General features: G+C 63.0%; 16 protein-coding genes and 1 pseudogene. 11 read left to right on the top strand and 6 right to left on the bottom strand.

What is annotated here, in order from left to right; genetic code table 11:
• The first annotated feature begins 579 nt into the window (after window positions 1–579).
• The 5 genes from ACESMT_RS04925 to ACESMT_RS04905 all read left to right on the top strand — a co-directional run bounded on the left by ACESMT_RS04925 (window position 580) and on the right by ACESMT_RS04905 (window position 4,592).
• Window positions 580–2,055, top strand: coding sequence for an RNB domain-containing ribonuclease (locus ACESMT_RS04925; protein ID WP_372825457.1), 1,476 nt, complete (start codon window positions 580–582; stop codon window positions 2,053–2,055).
• A 126-nt stretch (window positions 2,056–2,181) separates the two neighbouring features.
• The gene (locus tag ACESMT_RS04920) at window positions 2,182–2,457 is read left to right on the top strand and encodes a YkvA family protein (protein ID WP_372825456.1); all 276 of its coding nucleotides are present in this window, start codon (window positions 2,182–2,184) and stop codon (window positions 2,455–2,457) included.
• Window positions 2,458–2,722: 265 nt separating this feature from the next.
• Complete coding sequence (locus ACESMT_RS04915; protein ID WP_372825455.1) at window positions 2,723–3,316, top strand: carboxymuconolactone decarboxylase family protein; 594 nt, start codon at window positions 2,723–2,725, stop codon at window positions 3,314–3,316.
• 24 nt (window positions 3,317–3,340) lie between these two features.
• Window positions 3,341–4,105: a TSUP family transporter gene (locus ACESMT_RS04910; protein WP_372825454.1), complete on the top strand. Its 765-nt coding sequence runs from the start codon at window positions 3,341–3,343 to the stop codon at window positions 4,103–4,105.
• Window positions 4,106–4,124: 19 nt separating this feature from the next.
• The gene (locus ACESMT_RS04905; protein WP_372825453.1) at window positions 4,125–4,592 is read left to right on the top strand and encodes an EVE domain-containing protein; all 468 of its coding nucleotides are present in this window, start codon (window positions 4,125–4,127) and stop codon (window positions 4,590–4,592) included.
• Here ACESMT_RS04905 and ACESMT_RS04900 read toward each other — a convergent pair.
• Complete coding sequence (locus ACESMT_RS04900) at window positions 4,566–4,982, bottom strand: hypothetical protein (protein WP_372825452.1); 417 nt, start codon at window positions 4,980–4,982, stop codon at window positions 4,566–4,568. The two genes, ACESMT_RS04905 and ACESMT_RS04900, sit on opposite strands and share 27 nt — an antisense overlap.
• Window positions 4,983–5,202: 220 nt before the next feature.
• Window positions 5,203–5,826, bottom strand: a pseudogene (locus ACESMT_RS04895) (Crp/Fnr family transcriptional regulator).
• A gap of 393 nt (window positions 5,827–6,219) precedes the next feature.
• On the opposite strand from ACESMT_RS04895, the gene ACESMT_RS04890 reads away from it, so the two are divergent.
• Window positions 6,220–7,296: a L,D-transpeptidase family protein gene (locus ACESMT_RS04890; protein ID WP_372825451.1), complete on the top strand. Its 1,077-nt coding sequence runs from the start codon at window positions 6,220–6,222 to the stop codon at window positions 7,294–7,296.
• 136 nt (window positions 7,297–7,432) lie between these two features.
• Entirely contained in the window at window positions 7,433–8,146 is a 714-nt protein-coding gene (locus ACESMT_RS04885; protein WP_372825450.1) for a M23 family metallopeptidase, read from the top strand.
• An 85-nt stretch (window positions 8,147–8,231) separates the two neighbouring features.
• On the opposite strand, the gene ACESMT_RS04880 is transcribed toward ACESMT_RS04885, so the two are convergent.
• Window positions 8,232–9,155 carry a ketopantoate reductase family protein gene (locus tag ACESMT_RS04880; RefSeq protein WP_372825448.1) on the bottom strand — a complete coding sequence of 308 codons (924 nt, stop codon included), beginning with the start codon at window positions 9,153–9,155 and terminating at the stop codon, window positions 8,232–8,234.
• Window positions 9,156–9,224: 69 nt separating this feature from the next.
• Here ACESMT_RS04880 and ACESMT_RS04875 point away from each other — a divergent pair, with 69 nt between their 5' ends.
• Window positions 9,225–9,359, top strand: a complete 135-nt coding sequence (locus ACESMT_RS04875) for a hypothetical protein (protein WP_372825447.1) — start codon at window positions 9,225–9,227, stop codon at window positions 9,357–9,359.
• A 152-nt stretch (window positions 9,360–9,511) separates the two neighbouring features.
• A complete protein-coding gene (locus ACESMT_RS04870; RefSeq protein WP_372825446.1) occupies window positions 9,512–10,006 on the top strand; it encodes a DUF1499 domain-containing protein in 495 nt (164 codons plus the stop codon).
• Between the two features lie 42 nt (window positions 10,007–10,048).
• On the opposite strand, the gene ACESMT_RS04865 is transcribed toward ACESMT_RS04870, so the two are convergent.
• Window positions 10,049–11,215: a PHB depolymerase family esterase gene (locus ACESMT_RS04865; RefSeq protein ID WP_372825445.1), complete on the bottom strand. Its 1,167-nt coding sequence runs from the start codon at window positions 11,213–11,215 to the stop codon at window positions 10,049–10,051.
• Window positions 11,216–11,447: 232 nt separating this feature from the next.
• On the opposite strand from ACESMT_RS04865, the gene ACESMT_RS04860 reads away from it, so the two are divergent.
• Window positions 11,448–12,419 carry a rhodanese-related sulfurtransferase gene (locus ACESMT_RS04860; RefSeq protein ID WP_372825444.1) on the top strand — a complete coding sequence of 324 codons (972 nt, stop codon included), beginning with the start codon at window positions 11,448–11,450 and terminating at the stop codon, window positions 12,417–12,419.
• The gene (locus ACESMT_RS04855) at window positions 12,419–13,084 is read left to right on the top strand and encodes a glutathione S-transferase (RefSeq protein WP_372825443.1); all 666 of its coding nucleotides are present in this window, start codon (window positions 12,419–12,421) and stop codon (window positions 13,082–13,084) included. Before ACESMT_RS04860 ends, ACESMT_RS04855 begins: the two co-directional genes overlap by 1 nt.
• Before the next feature lie 212 nt (window positions 13,085–13,296).
• On the opposite strand, the gene sbcB is transcribed toward ACESMT_RS04855, so the two are convergent.
• Both sbcB and ACESMT_RS04845 read right to left on the bottom strand, forming a co-directional pair.
• Window positions 13,297–14,766 carry an exodeoxyribonuclease I gene (gene sbcB, locus ACESMT_RS04850; RefSeq protein ID WP_372825442.1) on the bottom strand — a complete coding sequence of 490 codons (1,470 nt, stop codon included), beginning with the start codon at window positions 14,764–14,766 and terminating at the stop codon, window positions 13,297–13,299.
• A gap of 97 nt (window positions 14,767–14,863) precedes the next feature.
• A complete protein-coding gene (locus ACESMT_RS04845) occupies window positions 14,864–16,033 on the bottom strand; it encodes an IS4 family transposase (RefSeq protein WP_372825441.1) in 1,170 nt (389 codons plus the stop codon).
• Window positions 16,034–16,249: the final 216 nt, after the last annotated feature.

The following is a 16,249-nucleotide window of genomic DNA, read 5'->3' as shown; positions in this document are numbered from 1 at the left end:
CATCACTGGACTGCGGCAGGTCTTCGAACAGGCCCGCCTTGCTCGCCACGTCTTCTTGCTCTGTTGGATTTGACATGCCGTTTCGACAAACCAGTCGGCGGTGAGTTCAATGAGATTGGAGAAAAACTCTCACTCTCTCAGCCGGACGGCAATTGACGGGCAAAAGACCTGGAGCGCTATTTGCGACTTTCGAAGGCATAGAGGCCCAGCAATTGGCTGAACTAGGCCCGGAAGCAGCCCGTACTGGCCAGCATTCTGCCCTTGCGTGGAAAGCTAGCGCATTCTTAGAGAAAACCGAATTTTCTTTTGTCGTGGGTGTCGGCTTTCTCAGTGAAGCAGATTATTCGAGCCCGCAAGCTGCGAGCAGCGGCACGGCGTTTTGGATTCCCAAATCTATCAGTGATCATTGGCATCCGAGCTTCTCTGGCATCTTTGGCCCCGATCCGAGAGCACTTCGCCTAATCATCTAAGGTGGGGTCCCTTGGAATGGCTGTTGGGGTGGTCAAGAACCCACTATGAACTTTCGCGCAGCGGACCTCACCGGCAGGTAAAGTCAGCCAAGCTCACAAACCGCCCGCTATGAACCCCACCCATCTCCACCAACTAGCCGTAGAAGCCATGCGCTCCCGCAGCCTGCTACCCGCCTTTTCCCCGCAAGCTATGCAAGAGGCAGAAGCCGCGGGCCTGACCGTCCCCGAACGCAATGGAAACTTCCGCGACCTGCGGCACCTGACCTGGTTCTCGATTGACAACGACGACACGCGCGATCTGGACCAGTTGAGCGTGGCCGAGGCGTTGCCGTCGGGCGCCGTGCGCCTGCTGGTGGCCGTCGCCGATGTGGATTGCAAGGTGCGGCCCGGCGGCGCGGTGGACGGCCACGCCGCCGCCAACACGACCTCGGTGTACACGGCGGCGGGCATTTTCCCCATGCTGCCCGAGGTGCTGTCTACCGACCTGACGTCTCTGCACGAAGGTCAGGAGCGACTGGCCGTGGTGGTTGACATGCTGGTCGCCGAAGACGGCACGGTGTCTGAGTCAAGCATCTACCGCGCGCTGGTGCTGAACCACGCCAAGCTGACTTACGACGCGGTGTCGGCATGGCTGGACGGTGCCGCTGCAGCGCCGCCGCAAATGGCGAGTGTGCCGGGGTTGGAAGAGCAAGTTCGCCTGCATGACGCCCTGGCCGGCAAACTGAGGCAGTGGCGCCAGTCGCGCGGCGCGCTGAATGTCAACACCATCGCTGCACGACCGGTATTCAAGGACGGGCAGCTGGTGGACCTGCGCCCTGACGAGAAAAACCGAGCCAAGGATTTGATTGCCGACCTGATGATTGCCACCAATGGCGCGACGGCGCGTTTTCTGGTGGACCAGGGCTTTCCGTCGATACGCCGGTTTTTGCAGGCACCGCGCCGCTGGGACCGCATTGTGGCCCTGGCGGCAAGCCACGACGTGACCTTGCCCGCGCTGCCCGATGCACCGGCCCTTGACCGCTTTTTATGTGCGCGCCGCGCAGCCGACCCGGCAGTTTTTGCCGACTTGTCGCTGGCGGTGGTGAAGCTGCTGGGCTCGGGCGAATACGCGGCTGCAACGGCCCTACCCAAGGGCTCAGCCGAAGCCGGAACCAATGGACAGGGCCACTTTGGCCTGGCCGTCAACGACTACGCCCATTCCACCGCACCGAATCGCCGCTTTCCTGATCTGGTGACGCAGCGCCTGCTGAAGGCGGCACTGGCGGGTGAGCCACCGCCCTATTCCGCCGAGCAGTTGAACCAGATTGCCCGCCATTGCACGCTTCAGGAAGACAACGCCAGCAAGGTCGAGCGCCAGGTCCTCAAGGCCGCAGGTGCGTATCTGCTGCACAACCGTATCGGCGATGTGTTCGACGCCATCGTGACGGGCGCGGCAGCCAAGGGCACGTTTGTGCGCATCAGCAGCCCCTTGCTGGAGGGCCGGGTCGTGCGGGGGTTTGAGGGCCTGGATGTGGGCGACACGGCCCGCGTCAGGCTGCTGGCGGTGGATGCTGAAAAGAGTTTCATCGACTTTGAGCGCGCCTGACGCCGCCCTGCATGGGCCGATGAATGTAACGCCCGGTCAAAGCCCTTGCGTCAGGGGCAAGCGGCGCCATCTGGGACAAAGCGGCCCGTCGGGCCGGCCCGGCCACCACCTCACCAAGGAGCTTTCATGTTCAAACGCCTCACCCTGCTTTGGGTACTGTTGCGCGGCGACGCCCGGCAACTGTGGGTTGCGCTGCGCCACCCCAAGGCACCCAGCTGGCTGAAATGGGGCACGGCAGCAATTGCGCTGTACCTGTTTTCACCCATCGATCTCATCCCTGACATGGTGCCCTTTTTGGGCTTTGCGGACGACCTGGTGCTGGTGCCGCTGGCGATCCGGGCGCTGCTCAAACGCCTGCCACCCGAACTTGCCGAGTCAGCGGCAAAGCGCCGCGCCGGCTGAGCGCTGGCCTGGCGGACCTGGACCTCATCACGCAGACCACGACTGGGCTGGGAAAGCTCGCGACCCTGCATGTCGTGGACGGTGCTGATCACGCCTTTCATGTGCTGGTCCGCTGAGGCCGCAATGACGACCAGGTGCGTGAGGAACTGCTCGACGCGATGGCTGAGTGGATGAAAAATCGTTAGCCGCGAGCGTGGATGGATCGCATTCCCAAACCGATAAACTGGGCGGCACTTCTTTCACTTTCAAGCTCATACGGAGTCCCATGCCCCATCTCTCCCCCATTCCCCTCGCCGACATCAAGGAAGACGACATCCGCGAGCGCTTTGAGCATTACAAGAAGACGCGCGGCTTCACGCCCAACAGCATCATGACCATGGTGCGGCGGCCCAACATCGTGCGGGCCTTCATGGCGCTGAACCAGGCGGTGCTGTACGAAGGCACGGTGCCGGAGGAAACCAAGATGCTGGTGAGTCTGGCCAGCAGTTATGCGGCGGGCTGCCTGTACTGCCAGTCGCACATGGCCAACCTGTCGAGCATCTACAAGGCGTCGGACGCCAAGATTGCCGCGCTGTGGGATTTTGAGAACAGCGATCTATTCAGCCCGGCGGAGCGCGCCGCCATCAGCCTCGCGCTGAAAGCCGGCGCCGTCCCCAATGAAGCCTCACAGGCGGACTTCGATGAATTGAAGAAGCATTACAACGACGAGCAGATTGTCGAGATCGTGGCGTCGATCGCGCTTTTCGGCTACCTCAACCGCTGGAACGACACCATGGCGACCGCGCTGGAGCCGCTGGCCGTCGAGGTGGCGGAACGGGCGATTGGCAGCGTGGGCTGGGAAGCCGGCAAACACCGCTGAGCCATCTGGCTCCCGCGCTGCTGAATGACGCTGACTCAAACCGCCCTCTTCTTGCTGTGTGTCGCCCTGGCCACCTGCGCGCAAAGCCTGAGCGGTTTTGCCTTTGCGCTGATTTTGCTGGGCTTGGCCGGACTGCTGGAGCTGGCGCCGCTGGCCGACCTGGCCAATGTGACGACCGTCCTGGCACTGGCCAACGCACTGGTAGCCTTGCGCGGCGCAGGCAAAACGCTGGATGTTCCGGCTCTTCGCGACATCACCCTTGGCTGCGTGGCTGGCATCCTGCTGGGTCTGCTGCTGCTGGGCTGGCTCAGTGCCAACGTGACCCTGGTGCTGCGCGTGTTGCTGGGCCTGACGGTGATCGCCTGCGCCTTGGTGGTGCTGATGCAGACCGCTGCGCTGCCTGAGCGTTCATCGCCCAACACCTTCCGTTTCTGGGGCGCAGTGTCTGGCCTGCTCACAGGACTGTTTGCCTCGGGCGGGCCGCCGCTGGTGTATCACTTCTACCGGCAACCGATGGCGCTGAAAGCGGTGCGCGACACGCTGGTCGCCACGCTGGCGGCCAGCGCCTTCTTGCGGCTGGTGGTGGTTGTGCCTACCGGGCAGTTCAGCGGCAATGCGCTGACGCTGTGTCTGCTTGCCTTGCCGCTGGTGTTCGGGCTAAGCTGGTGGCTGGAGCGGCACCCGCCCGGCTGGTCGCGGCAAGCGGTTCTCAAACTGGTCTGCGCCTTGTTGGTGCTGACAGGTGCCGGGTTGGTGGTTCCCGCCCTGCTGCAACTCATCAAGACTTGACACTGACTGATAGGGCACCATGAACTACTGGCTCATGAAATCCGAACCCGAAGAATGCTCGGTAGACGAGGCACTTGCCGCGAAAAAGTCCACTGTGCCCTGGGTCGGCGTGCGCAATTACCAGGCGCGCAACTTCATGCGGGACGGCATGCAAGTGGGTGACGGCGTGTTGTTCTACCACTCCAGTTGCGCGGAGCCGGGCATTGTCGGCATCGCCCGCGTGGCGTCTGCCGCATATCCGGACCCAACCCAGTTCGACCCCCAGTCGCCGTATTACGACGCCAAATCAAAACCCGGCGAGCCGCGCTGGCTGCTGGTGGACGTGCAAGTGCTCAAAAAGATAGGCAACATCACCCTGCCGCAGATGCGCGCCCGGCCCGAGCTGGCCGACCTGGTGATCCTGCGCAAGGGCAACCGGCTGTCGATTACGCCGGTGGAGGCCAAACACTGGCGGGTGATTTCAGGATTGGCCGACAGGCCCGCCTGAGACGTCGGTGCAGGCGCGTTCCTGCGTCAACGCGGCATGCAATTGCGCCATGGCAGCTACACACTCGAGCGCGACGATCTGAAGATGAGCGGACGCGTCGCCAGCTAGCGGCGCGGACACCAAACCGCGCTGCTCATCCACGGCGTGCGCAAGCCGAACCTGGATGGCGCGGTACATGGCATCCCAGTCTTCCCTGGCTATTTGAAACCCGCAGGATGGTGCCTGCACACCGTCGTGGGCGCCAGTGGCGAGCCTGACCGAAGCCTTGGGAGAAGCCATCGCAGACTGCGGCGACTCAAAAAGACGGTTGAGGTTGACAAAGCCCAGGGCCTTCAAGGCCTTGTGCGCGAAATTTTGCGTTTTCTGCGTCAGTAAAGGACTCTGCGTCATGCTGGCACCTCCGGCGCGATTGCTGCACAACGCTGCAGCGACGGTCAAGCGCGAACGCGGCCGAGGCTCGGTCGCTGTTGCCTTGTCCCGTTTATAAAAGCTTGTACCGCTCCCGTCGGTCCGGTAGCGGACTTAAGCAGCAAAGAAGTCCGCATGGAGAACAAAGTGTCGTTTTGTCGGGAAGCCGTTTTTTCACTGCCGAGGCCGGTGCCCGCCCGGTTCAGGCCGCCATCTGCTTGGGCAGCAAACGGTCGTATTCGTCCTTGACGACCTGGTAACACTCGCAGGAGCGCTTCTCCAGCCCCACCCGGTCCAGCACCTTGATGCGGCCGCGGGCGTAGCTGATCAGGCCGGCGTCCTGCACCTTGAGCGCGGCTTCTGTGACGCCCACGCGGCGCACCCCCAACATGTTGGCAATCAGCTCCTGGGTCATCACCAGCTCGTTGCCGGGCAACCGGTCCAGGCTCAGCAGCAGCCATCGGCACAGCTGCTCGTCCAGGCTGTGGTGCCGGTTACAAACGGCGGTTTGCGACATTTGCGTGATCAGCGCCTGGGTGTAACGCAGCAGCAGGTGGGTCACAGGCCCGGCCTTGTCGAACTCCTCTTTCATGAAGGGCGCCTTCATCCGAAAACCCACGCCCGCGCTTTGCACCACAGCTCGGCTGGGTGTGGCGTTGCCGCCCAGAAAAAGCGAAATACCCACCATGCCCTCATTGCCCGCCACGGCAATTTCGGCCGAGTCGCCGTTTTTCATGACCTACAGCAATGACACAATGGCCGAAGTCGGAAAGTACACGTAATGTTCGGTTTTACCGGACTCGTACATCACCTCGCCCAGCGGCATATCAAACTGCTCAAGGTGCGGCAACCAGGCCTTGAGCTGCGCGTCAGGCAGCGCGGCGAGCAGGCGATTGAGTTTTATTTCAGTCGAACTGGGGACCACGCTCCGTGGATGAGAGCGCGCGGCCGGAGGGGCCCGGGGCTTTGCTGTTTTGAACGGCGATATGGGCAATGGGTAACCATGTGATGGATCTGCCCCCACATGCCAGAGCACAGCACCTGGAGAGACTCTGGCGACAGGATACGAAACTCCGGCGCATTTGTGTGTGCGATAGCGCACAGCCGCAGGAATGGCTGGAGGCACCGGCATTCGCCTGACCGGCAGCAAGCGTCGCTTCCTGCACCTGTCGGCCACGGGCGCGGGGACACTTTCGCAACCCTTTGCGAAAGACCCGCCATGACCTTCTTGACGACCGTGTTCCTGCCGCGACCCAGCTCCCCTGCCCCGGCTTTCCTGCGGGCACGGGCCCTTGGCTTGTGCTGTGGCGCGCTTGGCCTGGCCGGCGGCGCTGCGCTGGCACAGACCACCCAGACCGGCAAGGCAAGCAGCGCCAAAACAGCGGCCAGCACCGCCTTCGACCGCGACACCTTCAACAACGCCAGCGACAGCCCGCTGCTCAAGAGCGGCAGCAAGGGCGCTGCCGTGGCGCGCGCGCAGATTCTTCTGGACCGCGCATGGTTCTCCTGCGGCGAAATTGATGGCCGATTTGCCGCCAACATGCAGCGCATGGTGAAGGCCTACCAGACAGCCTGCGGCCTGAAAACTACCGGCACAGTCACCGCAGGGACCTGGAAGTCGTTGAGGGAAGACAGCGCCCCACTGCTCACCCGTTACACCGTGACCGATAAAGACACAGCCGGCCCGTTCGAAAAAACGGCTGCCGACATGAACGAGCGCGCCAAGATGAAGGCGCTGGTCTACGAGTCAGCCGACGAAGCGCTGGCCGAAAAATTCCACACCAGCATCGCCTATCTGAAGCAGCTCAACGGCGGCCGCAAGGTGGAAGCCGGTAAAGAGATCGTGGTGCCGAATGTGACCGGTGGCAGCGCGCCACCCAAGGCGGCGTCCATCCAGATCGAAAAGTCCCAACGTGTTCTGTATGTACTCGACGCCGAAAAACGCCCGGTTGCGGGCTTTCCCATCAGTATCGGCAACGAAAAAAACGACCCGCTGCCGATTGGCATGATGGCGATCAAGAACGAGGTAAAAAACCCCAGCTTTACCTACAACCCCAAGCTGCTGAAGAACGCGCCCAAAGATGCCCAGAAAGTGGACATCGCGCCCGGCCCGAACAACCCGGTGGGCAGCATCTGGCTGGGTCTGACCAGGCCGCACTGGGGCATTCACGGCACGCCCAATCCGTCCAACGTGGGACATTCGAAAACCAATGGCTGCATCCACATGACCAACTGGGACGCAGAACGTCTGTCCACGCTGGCCAAGGCCGGCCTCAAGGTTGACGTCAAGCTGTGATTCCGTTTCTATTTCAATTCGATTGTCATTGCGGGCTTGACCCGCCATCCATGCTGCGCCAGCCCGCGCCTGCGGTTCACGCCGCACGGATCCCGGATCAGGTCCGGGATGACAGCACTGTTGACATGGAAATGGAATGACAAGTTCCTTCACCCGACAACCCGCGCGCAAAGTGTTTGTGCTGGTCGCGTTGGTGGCTTCGGCTGCAGGCGCCGTCGTCGGAACCTGGTTCCGGCCTGCGGCGATCACACACGCAGCGCCTGCCAGCGCCGTCCCCGCCGCGCCCTCTGCATCGGAGGCACCGCTTCCAGCGGCCAGTGCTGCCTCTTCTGCCGAGCCCGCCCCGAACACCGACGTCACACCCGTCACACCAGCCGGGCTACCAGGCGCCGGTGATCTCTCCCGCCTGCGCGCTCGCAGCCTGACGCTGCCCGTCAGCGGCGCAGGCGCTGCACAACTGACCGACACCTACACCCAGGCACGCGCCGCTGGCGCGCCACATGAAGCGCTGGACATCATGGCACCGCGCGGTAAGCCGGTGCTGGCGGTCGAAGACGGCCGCGTCGCCGAGCTGTTTTTGAGCAAGCCCGGCGGCATCACGCTGTACCAGTTCGACCCGGGCGGCGAGTTTGCCTATTACCACGCGCACCTGGACCGCTACGCCGACGGCTTGGTCGAAGGCGGGTGTGTACGAAAAGGCGAAGTCAGCGCTTTTGCGCGCAGCACCGGCAACGCCTCGCCTGAAGCGCCGCACCTGCATTTCGCGATTTTCAAACTGGGCCCTGAAAAGCAGTGGTGGCACGGCACGCCGCTCAACCCCTTTTTGGTCTGGCGCGACAGCAAACCCTGAAGCCGGCTTTCTCTGGCTGGCTGGATGTTCGTGGCAAAGTGCTCGAACACCGGGCGCGAAGCCAGGACAGGCCCACGGCTGGCCGCTACGCGTCCGGCGTACCGGCTGCCTTTGTTTCCAGCAGTTTGACCAGCGCCCACAACACGCGGTTGGCCGGCGCGGCCACACCCAAGGCCTGGCCACGCACCACGACCAGGCCGTTGAGGTGGTCGATCTCGCTGCGCTTGCCGCGTGCCAGGTCTTGCGCCGTCGATGAAAACTGGGCGGGCATGCTGGCGGCCAGCTTGTCGACCACGGCATACACGTCGCCGGCCACCTGCACACCTTCGGCGTGCGCTACGGCCAGACATTCGGCCACCACGTCGCGCATCAGGTCTGTCACCCCCTCGCCTGCCACGGTTTTGCCATAGGGCAACTGCGTGATGGCCGAGACCGCGTTGTAGGCGCAGTTGAGTATCAGCTTGTTCCACAGCGCACCGCGCACGTTGTCCGAGATCTCTGTGGGCACACCCGCCGCCACCAGGGCCTGGGCCACAGCCGCACTGCTGCCGGAAGGCTCGATCACCAGCTCACCGCGACCATGGTGTCGGACGTGACCGGGGCCGGCCATCTCGGTGGCGACATAAACCACCGCAGCGGCCACGGCGTGTTGCGGCAGCATGGCGCGCAGCCGGTCGGCGTTGTCCACGCCGTTTTGCAGGCACAGCATGGTGGCGCTGGCCGCCAGGTGCGGCCGCATCAGGGCGCCGGCCGACTCTGTGTCGGTGGACTTGACACAAAACAGCACCAGGCTGGCGTCACGCACCGCAGCAACGTCGGTGCTGGCCGTCAGGCGCACCTGCTCGTCAAAACGCGTGGTTTGCATGCGCAGACCGCGCTGCGTGACGGCCATCACGTGCTGGCGTCGGGCGATCAGCACAACGTCGTGGCCAGCGTGGGCCAGCATGCCGCCGAAGTAGCAGCCCACGGCGCCTGCGCCCATGACGGCGACTTTGAGAGATGGAGTCATGCGGGGATTTTAGGGAGACAGGAGATAATTTGCACAGAGCAGCCAGGTCGCGAGGTAGAAAGGGTGCGCATGTTTTCACATATTTTTCTGGGTGTCAGCAACTTCGATCAGGCCTTCGGCTTCTACAACGCAGTCATGGACAGCCTGGGCCTGAAGCTGCGTTTTTGCGAGCGCGACACGCGGACGGCAACAAACTCTGCGTGACCTGCCACGCACCGCCACCCTGAGGCAGCGGCTTTTCTTTGCCAGCGATGTCCGTTTGATGGTTATGCTCAAGCTACGCCGGACTTTTTCCGGCGCCCGGCAATCACTGCGTTGCCGTTGAACCCCACTCGAATCGTCTGGACGTTGACACCATGGTTACTGCCCTGAAACTTGTCGTTGTGCTGGTCGCTGGCCTGCTGGTCATGCTGCTGGTGGCGGGCCAGCTGGGGCTGCTCCGAGGCCGCGTTCCGACCGACCTCGGTGTAAAGAACGGGCGGCTCAAGCCGCCCGCCCTCAATCCCAACAGCGTGAGCAGCCAGGCCACGCTTTACCCCGACCATCCGTTCAGGGCCTATGCCGACATCGCGCCGCTGGCCTACACCGGCGACGGCGCCGTGGCCTTTGCCCAAGTCGCGGCGCTGGTCAAAGCCACCCCTGGAACCATCCTGGTGGAAGAAACGACGGGTTATCTCTACGCCCAGTGCAGCACGCGCTGGCTCAGGTTCACGGATGATCTGGAGCTGGTGCTGGACGAGGCGGCCCAGGTGATCCATGTGCGCTCGTCGAGTCGCCTGGGGCGCAAGGACTTTGGCGTGAACCGCTCGCGCGTGGAGGCGCTTCGCACGCGTCTTGCGCAAGGCGGTTGAGCCACAGTCGCAGTCAGCACACCAACTTCTGGCGCCGCGCGGTCAGGTCTTCCCGGGTACCGGCAGCCGGCGGTGTTGGGCAAAAAAGGTCCACATCATCAAGGTGGCGTCCGGGCCTTCCGGTGCGCTGAACTCGACCCGGCCGTCGCCACCGCTCCAGGCGTGACCCAGGTGCCCGATCTCACAGGCCACGAGCTGCGGCTTGCGCCCGGCATACCAGGTGGCGCTTTCATAGGCATGGCGCGGATGGCGGCCGGTGCTGCGTGCGGGGTAAGTCCGCACGGCCGGCTGCTCACGCGTGATCAACGCGGCATTGAGGATGGTGAACTGCTCGGTGAGCTGCGTCATGTTGATGCGCCTGACCACGCTGTCGCGCGCGCCGTGGATCAGGATGGCCGGCATGCCGGGAAACGCCGGCGCTGCGGTGCCGAAGGCCTGCACGCTCTCGCGGTGTGCGGTGCCCGACCCGTGCTGCATAGCGCGAAAAGCGCTCATCGGCGAGTCGGTGGTGCCGAAGACGGGTGCCGAATGCAGCCCCACGGCGGCCACCATGGCGGGGTAACGTAGCGCCAGAATGTTGGCCAGAGCCGCCCCTGCGGACAAGCCCGCCGCATAGGTGCGCGAGGTATCCAGGCCGTGTTTGCCTTGCACATGCGCAATCATCTGGGCAATCAGCCGCACGTCGCCCAAGCCTTCCTGGGTCGAGCGTTTGTACCAGTGCCAGCAGCGGTGTGCATCGGCCGCAGCCGACTGCTGCGGATAGAGCACCGCAAAACCCTTGCGCTCGGCCAGCGCGTTCATGCGCGTGGACTGCGCAAAGTCGGTGGCCATCTGCTGACAGCCATGCAACATGACCACCAGTGGAACCGGGCGTGGCGCTGTGCCGGCACTGGACGGCAGGTAGAGCCAGTACAACATGCGCCGCGCTGAAGCCACCTGCCCGGCCGCCGGAATGGAGAACCAGCATTTCTGCCAGCTGCCCGGCAGGCCGGGGACTGCGCTGGCGGAACCCACCGCGCTTTGGCGAACGGTGGCGAGTGGTTTCGCTTTGGCCACCTTGGCCGGTTGCACCGGTTTTGCGCGACGCGCCGCTGGCTTGCGGGCGGGCTTGGGCACCAGGCTTTGCAACAGCCGGCGGCCCTGCGCCTGCTGGGCCTTGCCTATGCGGCGCACAGTGGTGAGCCAGAGGCTGCTCAGGCTTTTGGCCATGGTGCCGCGATGTGGCCGGAGCGGCCTGAAATAGTAATCATGCATCCATTTTGCTGCAATGCAGCAAAAGCGTCCACGCAGGCAGCTGCCGTTTGTGTGGTCCTGCACGCCGCGTATCTGTCAGGACGCTGACGCAACGCAAACGAGAAAGCCGATGCGCTTGGTACGATGAGACGCCTCGCACTGCGTGCGGCCTTGTTTTTTAACGCTTTTTTGCCCTCTGTGTCTTGCCATGTCTGACTTTCTGACCGCCGCCCTTTACAAGTTTGTCGCCCTGCCCGACTTTGCCGCGCTGCAGGCGCCGCTGCAGGCCTTTTGCGAGGCAAACGATGTGCGCGGCACGCTGCTGCTGGCCGAAGAAGGCATCAACGGCACGATTGCCGGGCCAGCCGGGGGGGTGCAGGCGGTGCTGGCGCACTTGCGCAGCGACCCCCGCCTGGCCGATCTCGCCCACAAGGCGTCCTGGTCGCAGAAGTTGCCGTTTTACCGCATGAAGGTGCGGCTCAAACGCGAGATCGTCACCCTGGGTGTGCCCGGCATCAACCCGAACCAGATGGCGGGTCAGTACGTGAAGCCGCAGGACTGGAATGCGCTGATCGCCGAGCCCGGCGTGGTGGTGGTGGACACGCGCAACGATTACGAGGTCGGCATCGGCACGTTTGCCGGCGCGGTCGATCCGCACACCAAAAGCTTCTCGGAACTGCCGGCCTGGGTCGAAGCGCAGTCCGCACCCGGTGGGCTGCTGGCTGAAAAGAACGGCAAGAAACCCAAGGTGGCGATGTTCTGTACCGGCGGCATCCGCTGCGAAAAATCCACCGCCTACCTGCGTACCCAGGGCTTTGACGAGGTCTACCACCTCGAAGGCGGCATCCTCAAGTACCTGGAAACCGTGCCCGAGGCCGAAAGTCGCTGGCAGGGCGAGTGTTTTGTGTTCGACGAGCGAGTGTCCGTGGTGCACGGCCTGGCCGCCGGCCACTATGACTTGTGCCGGGCCTGCCGCGACCCGATCAGCAAAGCCGACAAGGCCTCGCCGCTGTACGTGCCGGGGGTGAGCTGCCCGGCCTGCCACGACAAAAAAACCGACGCGCAAAAACGCGGCTTCATCGAGCGCCAGCGCCAGGTCGACTACGCCAACCGCCGGCGGCAGCCGCACATTGGCGCGAAATTTCCGTCGTCAGATGGCGGCGACGGCGACAAGCAGTGATGCACGCCCTGCCCGCCCTCCCTGTGCTCTACTCGTTTCGCCGCTGCCCGTATGCCATGCGCGCGCGCCTCGCGCTCGCCATCAGCGGCGAGCCCCATGAACACCGTGAAGTCGTGCTGAAGAACAAACCCGCTGCCATGCTGGCCGCGTCACCCAAAGGCACGGTGCCGGTGCTGGTGCTGCCCGATGGGGAAGTGCTGGACGAGAGCCTGGACATCATGCGCTGGGCGCTGGCGCGCAACGACCCCGCGCAGTGGCTGTCGCCGCCTGAGGTGGCCGCGCATGAGACAGAGGCGCTTATCGCCGGCAACGACGGCGACTTCAAGCGCCACCTGGACCGCTACAAATACCCGAATCGCTATCCCGATGAATCTGGCGGCGATGCGGCTGGTTTTGCGTTGCAGCACCGCAGCGCCGCCAACGGCTGGCTGGCGCAACTCGACACCCAGCTGCACAAAGGCTGGCTGATGGGTGACCGGGCCAGCCTGGCTGACATGGCCATCCTGCCGTTTATTCGCCAGTTCGCGCATACCGACGCCGAGTGGTTCGCGGCGCAGCCGTGGCCGCGCTTGCAGGGCTGGCTGGCTGCGTTTGAAGCCAGCGCCTTGTACCAAAGCGTGATGGGGAAACATGCTGCGTGGCAACCAGAACTATCAAATTCATAGCGTCTCGCGCTTGCTGCATAAGGGCCAGAGGCCGATTTGGTGCATGGTTGTGGCAAATCGCCAGCAACCAGCCCTGACTTTAATGCATCAAATCGGGCTCCAGCCCTTGTCAGACCAGCGTATACAGCTATGAAATGCATAGCAATCAAGGCATACACCGCACGACGATCTGAAGGCCCCAATAGAGCATCCTGAAGGAGTGAAACTCCGGGCTAAACTTCAGGCGCCACCCTTTCCGCATACTCGTACAGCGCGCCCAGCACCGCCTCCCCGCGCTCATCGGCCGTTTCCGACAGCACATCAAGTTCGGCCAGGAAGGCATCCACATTGCGCGCCCCGCCCTCGCCTTCGAGCAGACGCGCCGCACGATGCGCTTCCCAGCGTTCGGCGTCTTCCGGTGACAGCGTCGCATCGAAGTTTCGCGCGCGGTAGCGAAACACCAGCTCTTCGAGCCGGTCGTCGTCAAAACCGGTGCGGCTGTGCGCGAGTTCGGCCGGCGGCAAGGCGCGCAGCCGGTTCAGGCGGCGCCGGTCGTCGTTGTTGATGAAGCCGCCGTACAGGTCTTCGTCCACGTCGGGCACACCCTCTTTCGGCCGCGCAAAGACCTCCGGCCATATCGCGCTCATGTCGGGCAGGCCGGCAGCTTTTTCGGCGTTGCGCAGCGCGGCTTCGATGTCGACGCCCCACCGGGCTGCCATCTCCGGGCTCAAGGTGGCCAGCTTTCGAACCACCATGGGCGACTTGTTCAGGTGAACCGACTTGATCGGCAGCCGCGCGACGCCTTCGGGCAGCTCGGCGCTCTTGCTGAACAGGCGCTGACGCAGGGTCGCCACGTCGAGCAGCGGCAGCTCGCCGGGGTCGTGCGCCAGGTCCCAGGCCAGCAACTCGTTTTTGTTCGACGGGTGCATCGTCAGCGGCCACATCACGGCCAGGCAGCCGCGCTCGGGTGGGAACATGCCTGACACATGCAAAAACGGCTGCGCTGTCTGAGGGCTGGTCGGCAGGCCGAGTTCGGCGGCTACGCGGTCCTTCTTGTGCAGCGACAGGCAAAAGTCAAACAGCCGCGGCTGCGCCTGGCGGATCAGCCGCGCCAGGGCAATCGTGGCGCGCACATCGGACAGCGCGTCATGGGCGGCTTCGTGCAGCAGGCCGTTGGCGCGCGCAAGGTCTTCCAACTTGAAGCTGGGGCGCATGGCGCCCGCGTCATCCGGCCGGCGCTCGTCGGGTTTCATGGGCCACTGCACATCTTCGGGTCGCAAGGCGTAGGCCATACGCACCACGTCGAGCAAATCCCAGCGCCCGCAGTTGTTCTGCCACTCGCGTGCATACGGGTCGATCAGGTTGCGCCAGAACAGGTGGCGCGTCACCTCGTCGTCGAAGCGGATGGTGTTGTAGCCGACGCCGATGGTGCCGGGTTGCGCAAGCGCGGCTTCGATGCGCGCGGCGAATTCATGCTCGGGCAACCCGCGCTCCAGGCACAGCTGCGGCGTGATGCCGGTGAGCAGGCAGGAGGCCGGGTCGGGCAGGTAGTCCCGGGCCGGCTGGCAGTAGATCATCAGCGGCTCGCCGGTCTCGTTGAGTTCGGCGTCCGTGCGTATGCCGGCAAACTGCGCGGGCCGGTCGCGGCGCGTGTTCAGACCAAAGGTTTCGTAGTCGTGCCAGAGAAAGGTGTGCGTCGCCATCGTGGGGTTACCTGTCGGCCGGATATTTGTACAAAAAGTGCCTCCAGTCCTCACCGGACGGGCGCTAGCAGCTGTTGTTTATATCAGTAGTGTCCGGTTAAAAGTTGAACAAAATCAACTGGTTAGCGATTGGTGGGGGTACGGTTTGAGAGCGATCGGGCTGCAAGGCGCATGACAGCTGGGTTTTCTCAAAAATCGAGACCGACAAAATCTGTAGACAAGCGTAAAGCGAGGCATCCAGGTGGAGTTCCTTTTTAATGATGGCAATCAGAACGTAGGTCGACACGGCGCACCAGATTTGCGTCTTCACCGCGTTCTCGCTGGTGGCCAAAAATTGCTTGATCCGCAGGTGCTGTTTGATCCACTTGAAAAACAGCTCGACCTGCCAACGGCTCTTGTACAACGCAGCGATGGTCAAGGGTGGCAAAGTCATGTTGTTGGTCAAAAACACCAGCGTCTTGCCCGACTCCGCGTCTTTGAATTTCACCCGTCGCAAATGCTCGGGGTAGTCTTTGCTGACGTAAAAACCATTCAGCGCGATACGTTGATCGCAGATCACGCCGGTGGTTCTGTCTGTGATGGCCGAGTAGACCCGGCGAGCGTTCATGCCGCGCTCGGCGCGGGTAACGAAAAACGCACCGCTCTGGTGAAGCTTGAACAGCCGGGAAAAATCCAGATAGCCCCGGTCCATGATGTAGAACGCACCCGCCTCGACCGGCAAGATATCGAGCACATTCACATCTCCCAGCTTGCCATCGCTGACATGGATGAAAGCGGGAATCGCCCCTCGCAAGTCCAACAGCGTGTGCATCTTCACAGCCGCCTTGGTCGAGCGAAAGGGGGCCCAATCGAACAGGCTCAAGCACAGGTCGATGGTGGTGGAGTCCAGCGCGTAGACCGTCGCATCCAGATCGACACTCATTGGCTCTTTGACATAGAGCTCTCGGGCGCGCGCGATCAAGCGCATTGCCAACGCGTGATAAATGCGCCAGTCCCGCAGATTCAAGGCATCGGCCAAAGTCGAGCGTGCAGGCACGCTCTTCAAACCCATGTGAAACAGTTTGGTCTGATTGGAGGCAAGACAAACCTCGATGTCGCGCAGGGATTCTCGCCACGTCAACTGCGCGAAGGCCATCACGCGAAACACATCGGCACAACTCAAGGTACGCACCCCGGCATCGCCGCTGTGGCGTTCGATGATGCGACCAAAGGTCTTCCATGGCACATGCTCCATCACTTGTGCAAAAAGCGTCTTGCCGGTGTTCATGCGTTACCCCAGGTCGTTCAAACCTGCAAGCATCGCAAATACTCAAATCGCACCGGGTCGGGCGCACGCCTGAAAATAATGAAATCAGGAAAAACCCTTTGTTTGGGCCGACCGCCTTTAGCAAAAATTCAAATCGTGGACACATCAAAATCCCCTCAAGCCCGCATCAATGCTGGCTTTCCGGGCGATGCGTTCTGAATTAACCGGACACTACTG

It is taken from the genome of Polaromonas sp., from assembly GCF_041689105.1.
Taxonomy (GTDB): domain Bacteria; phylum Pseudomonadota; class Gammaproteobacteria; order Burkholderiales; family Burkholderiaceae_C; genus Polaromonas.
Note: the sequence above shows the minus strand (reverse complement) of the source record. Positions and strands in the feature narration are given on the sequence as shown.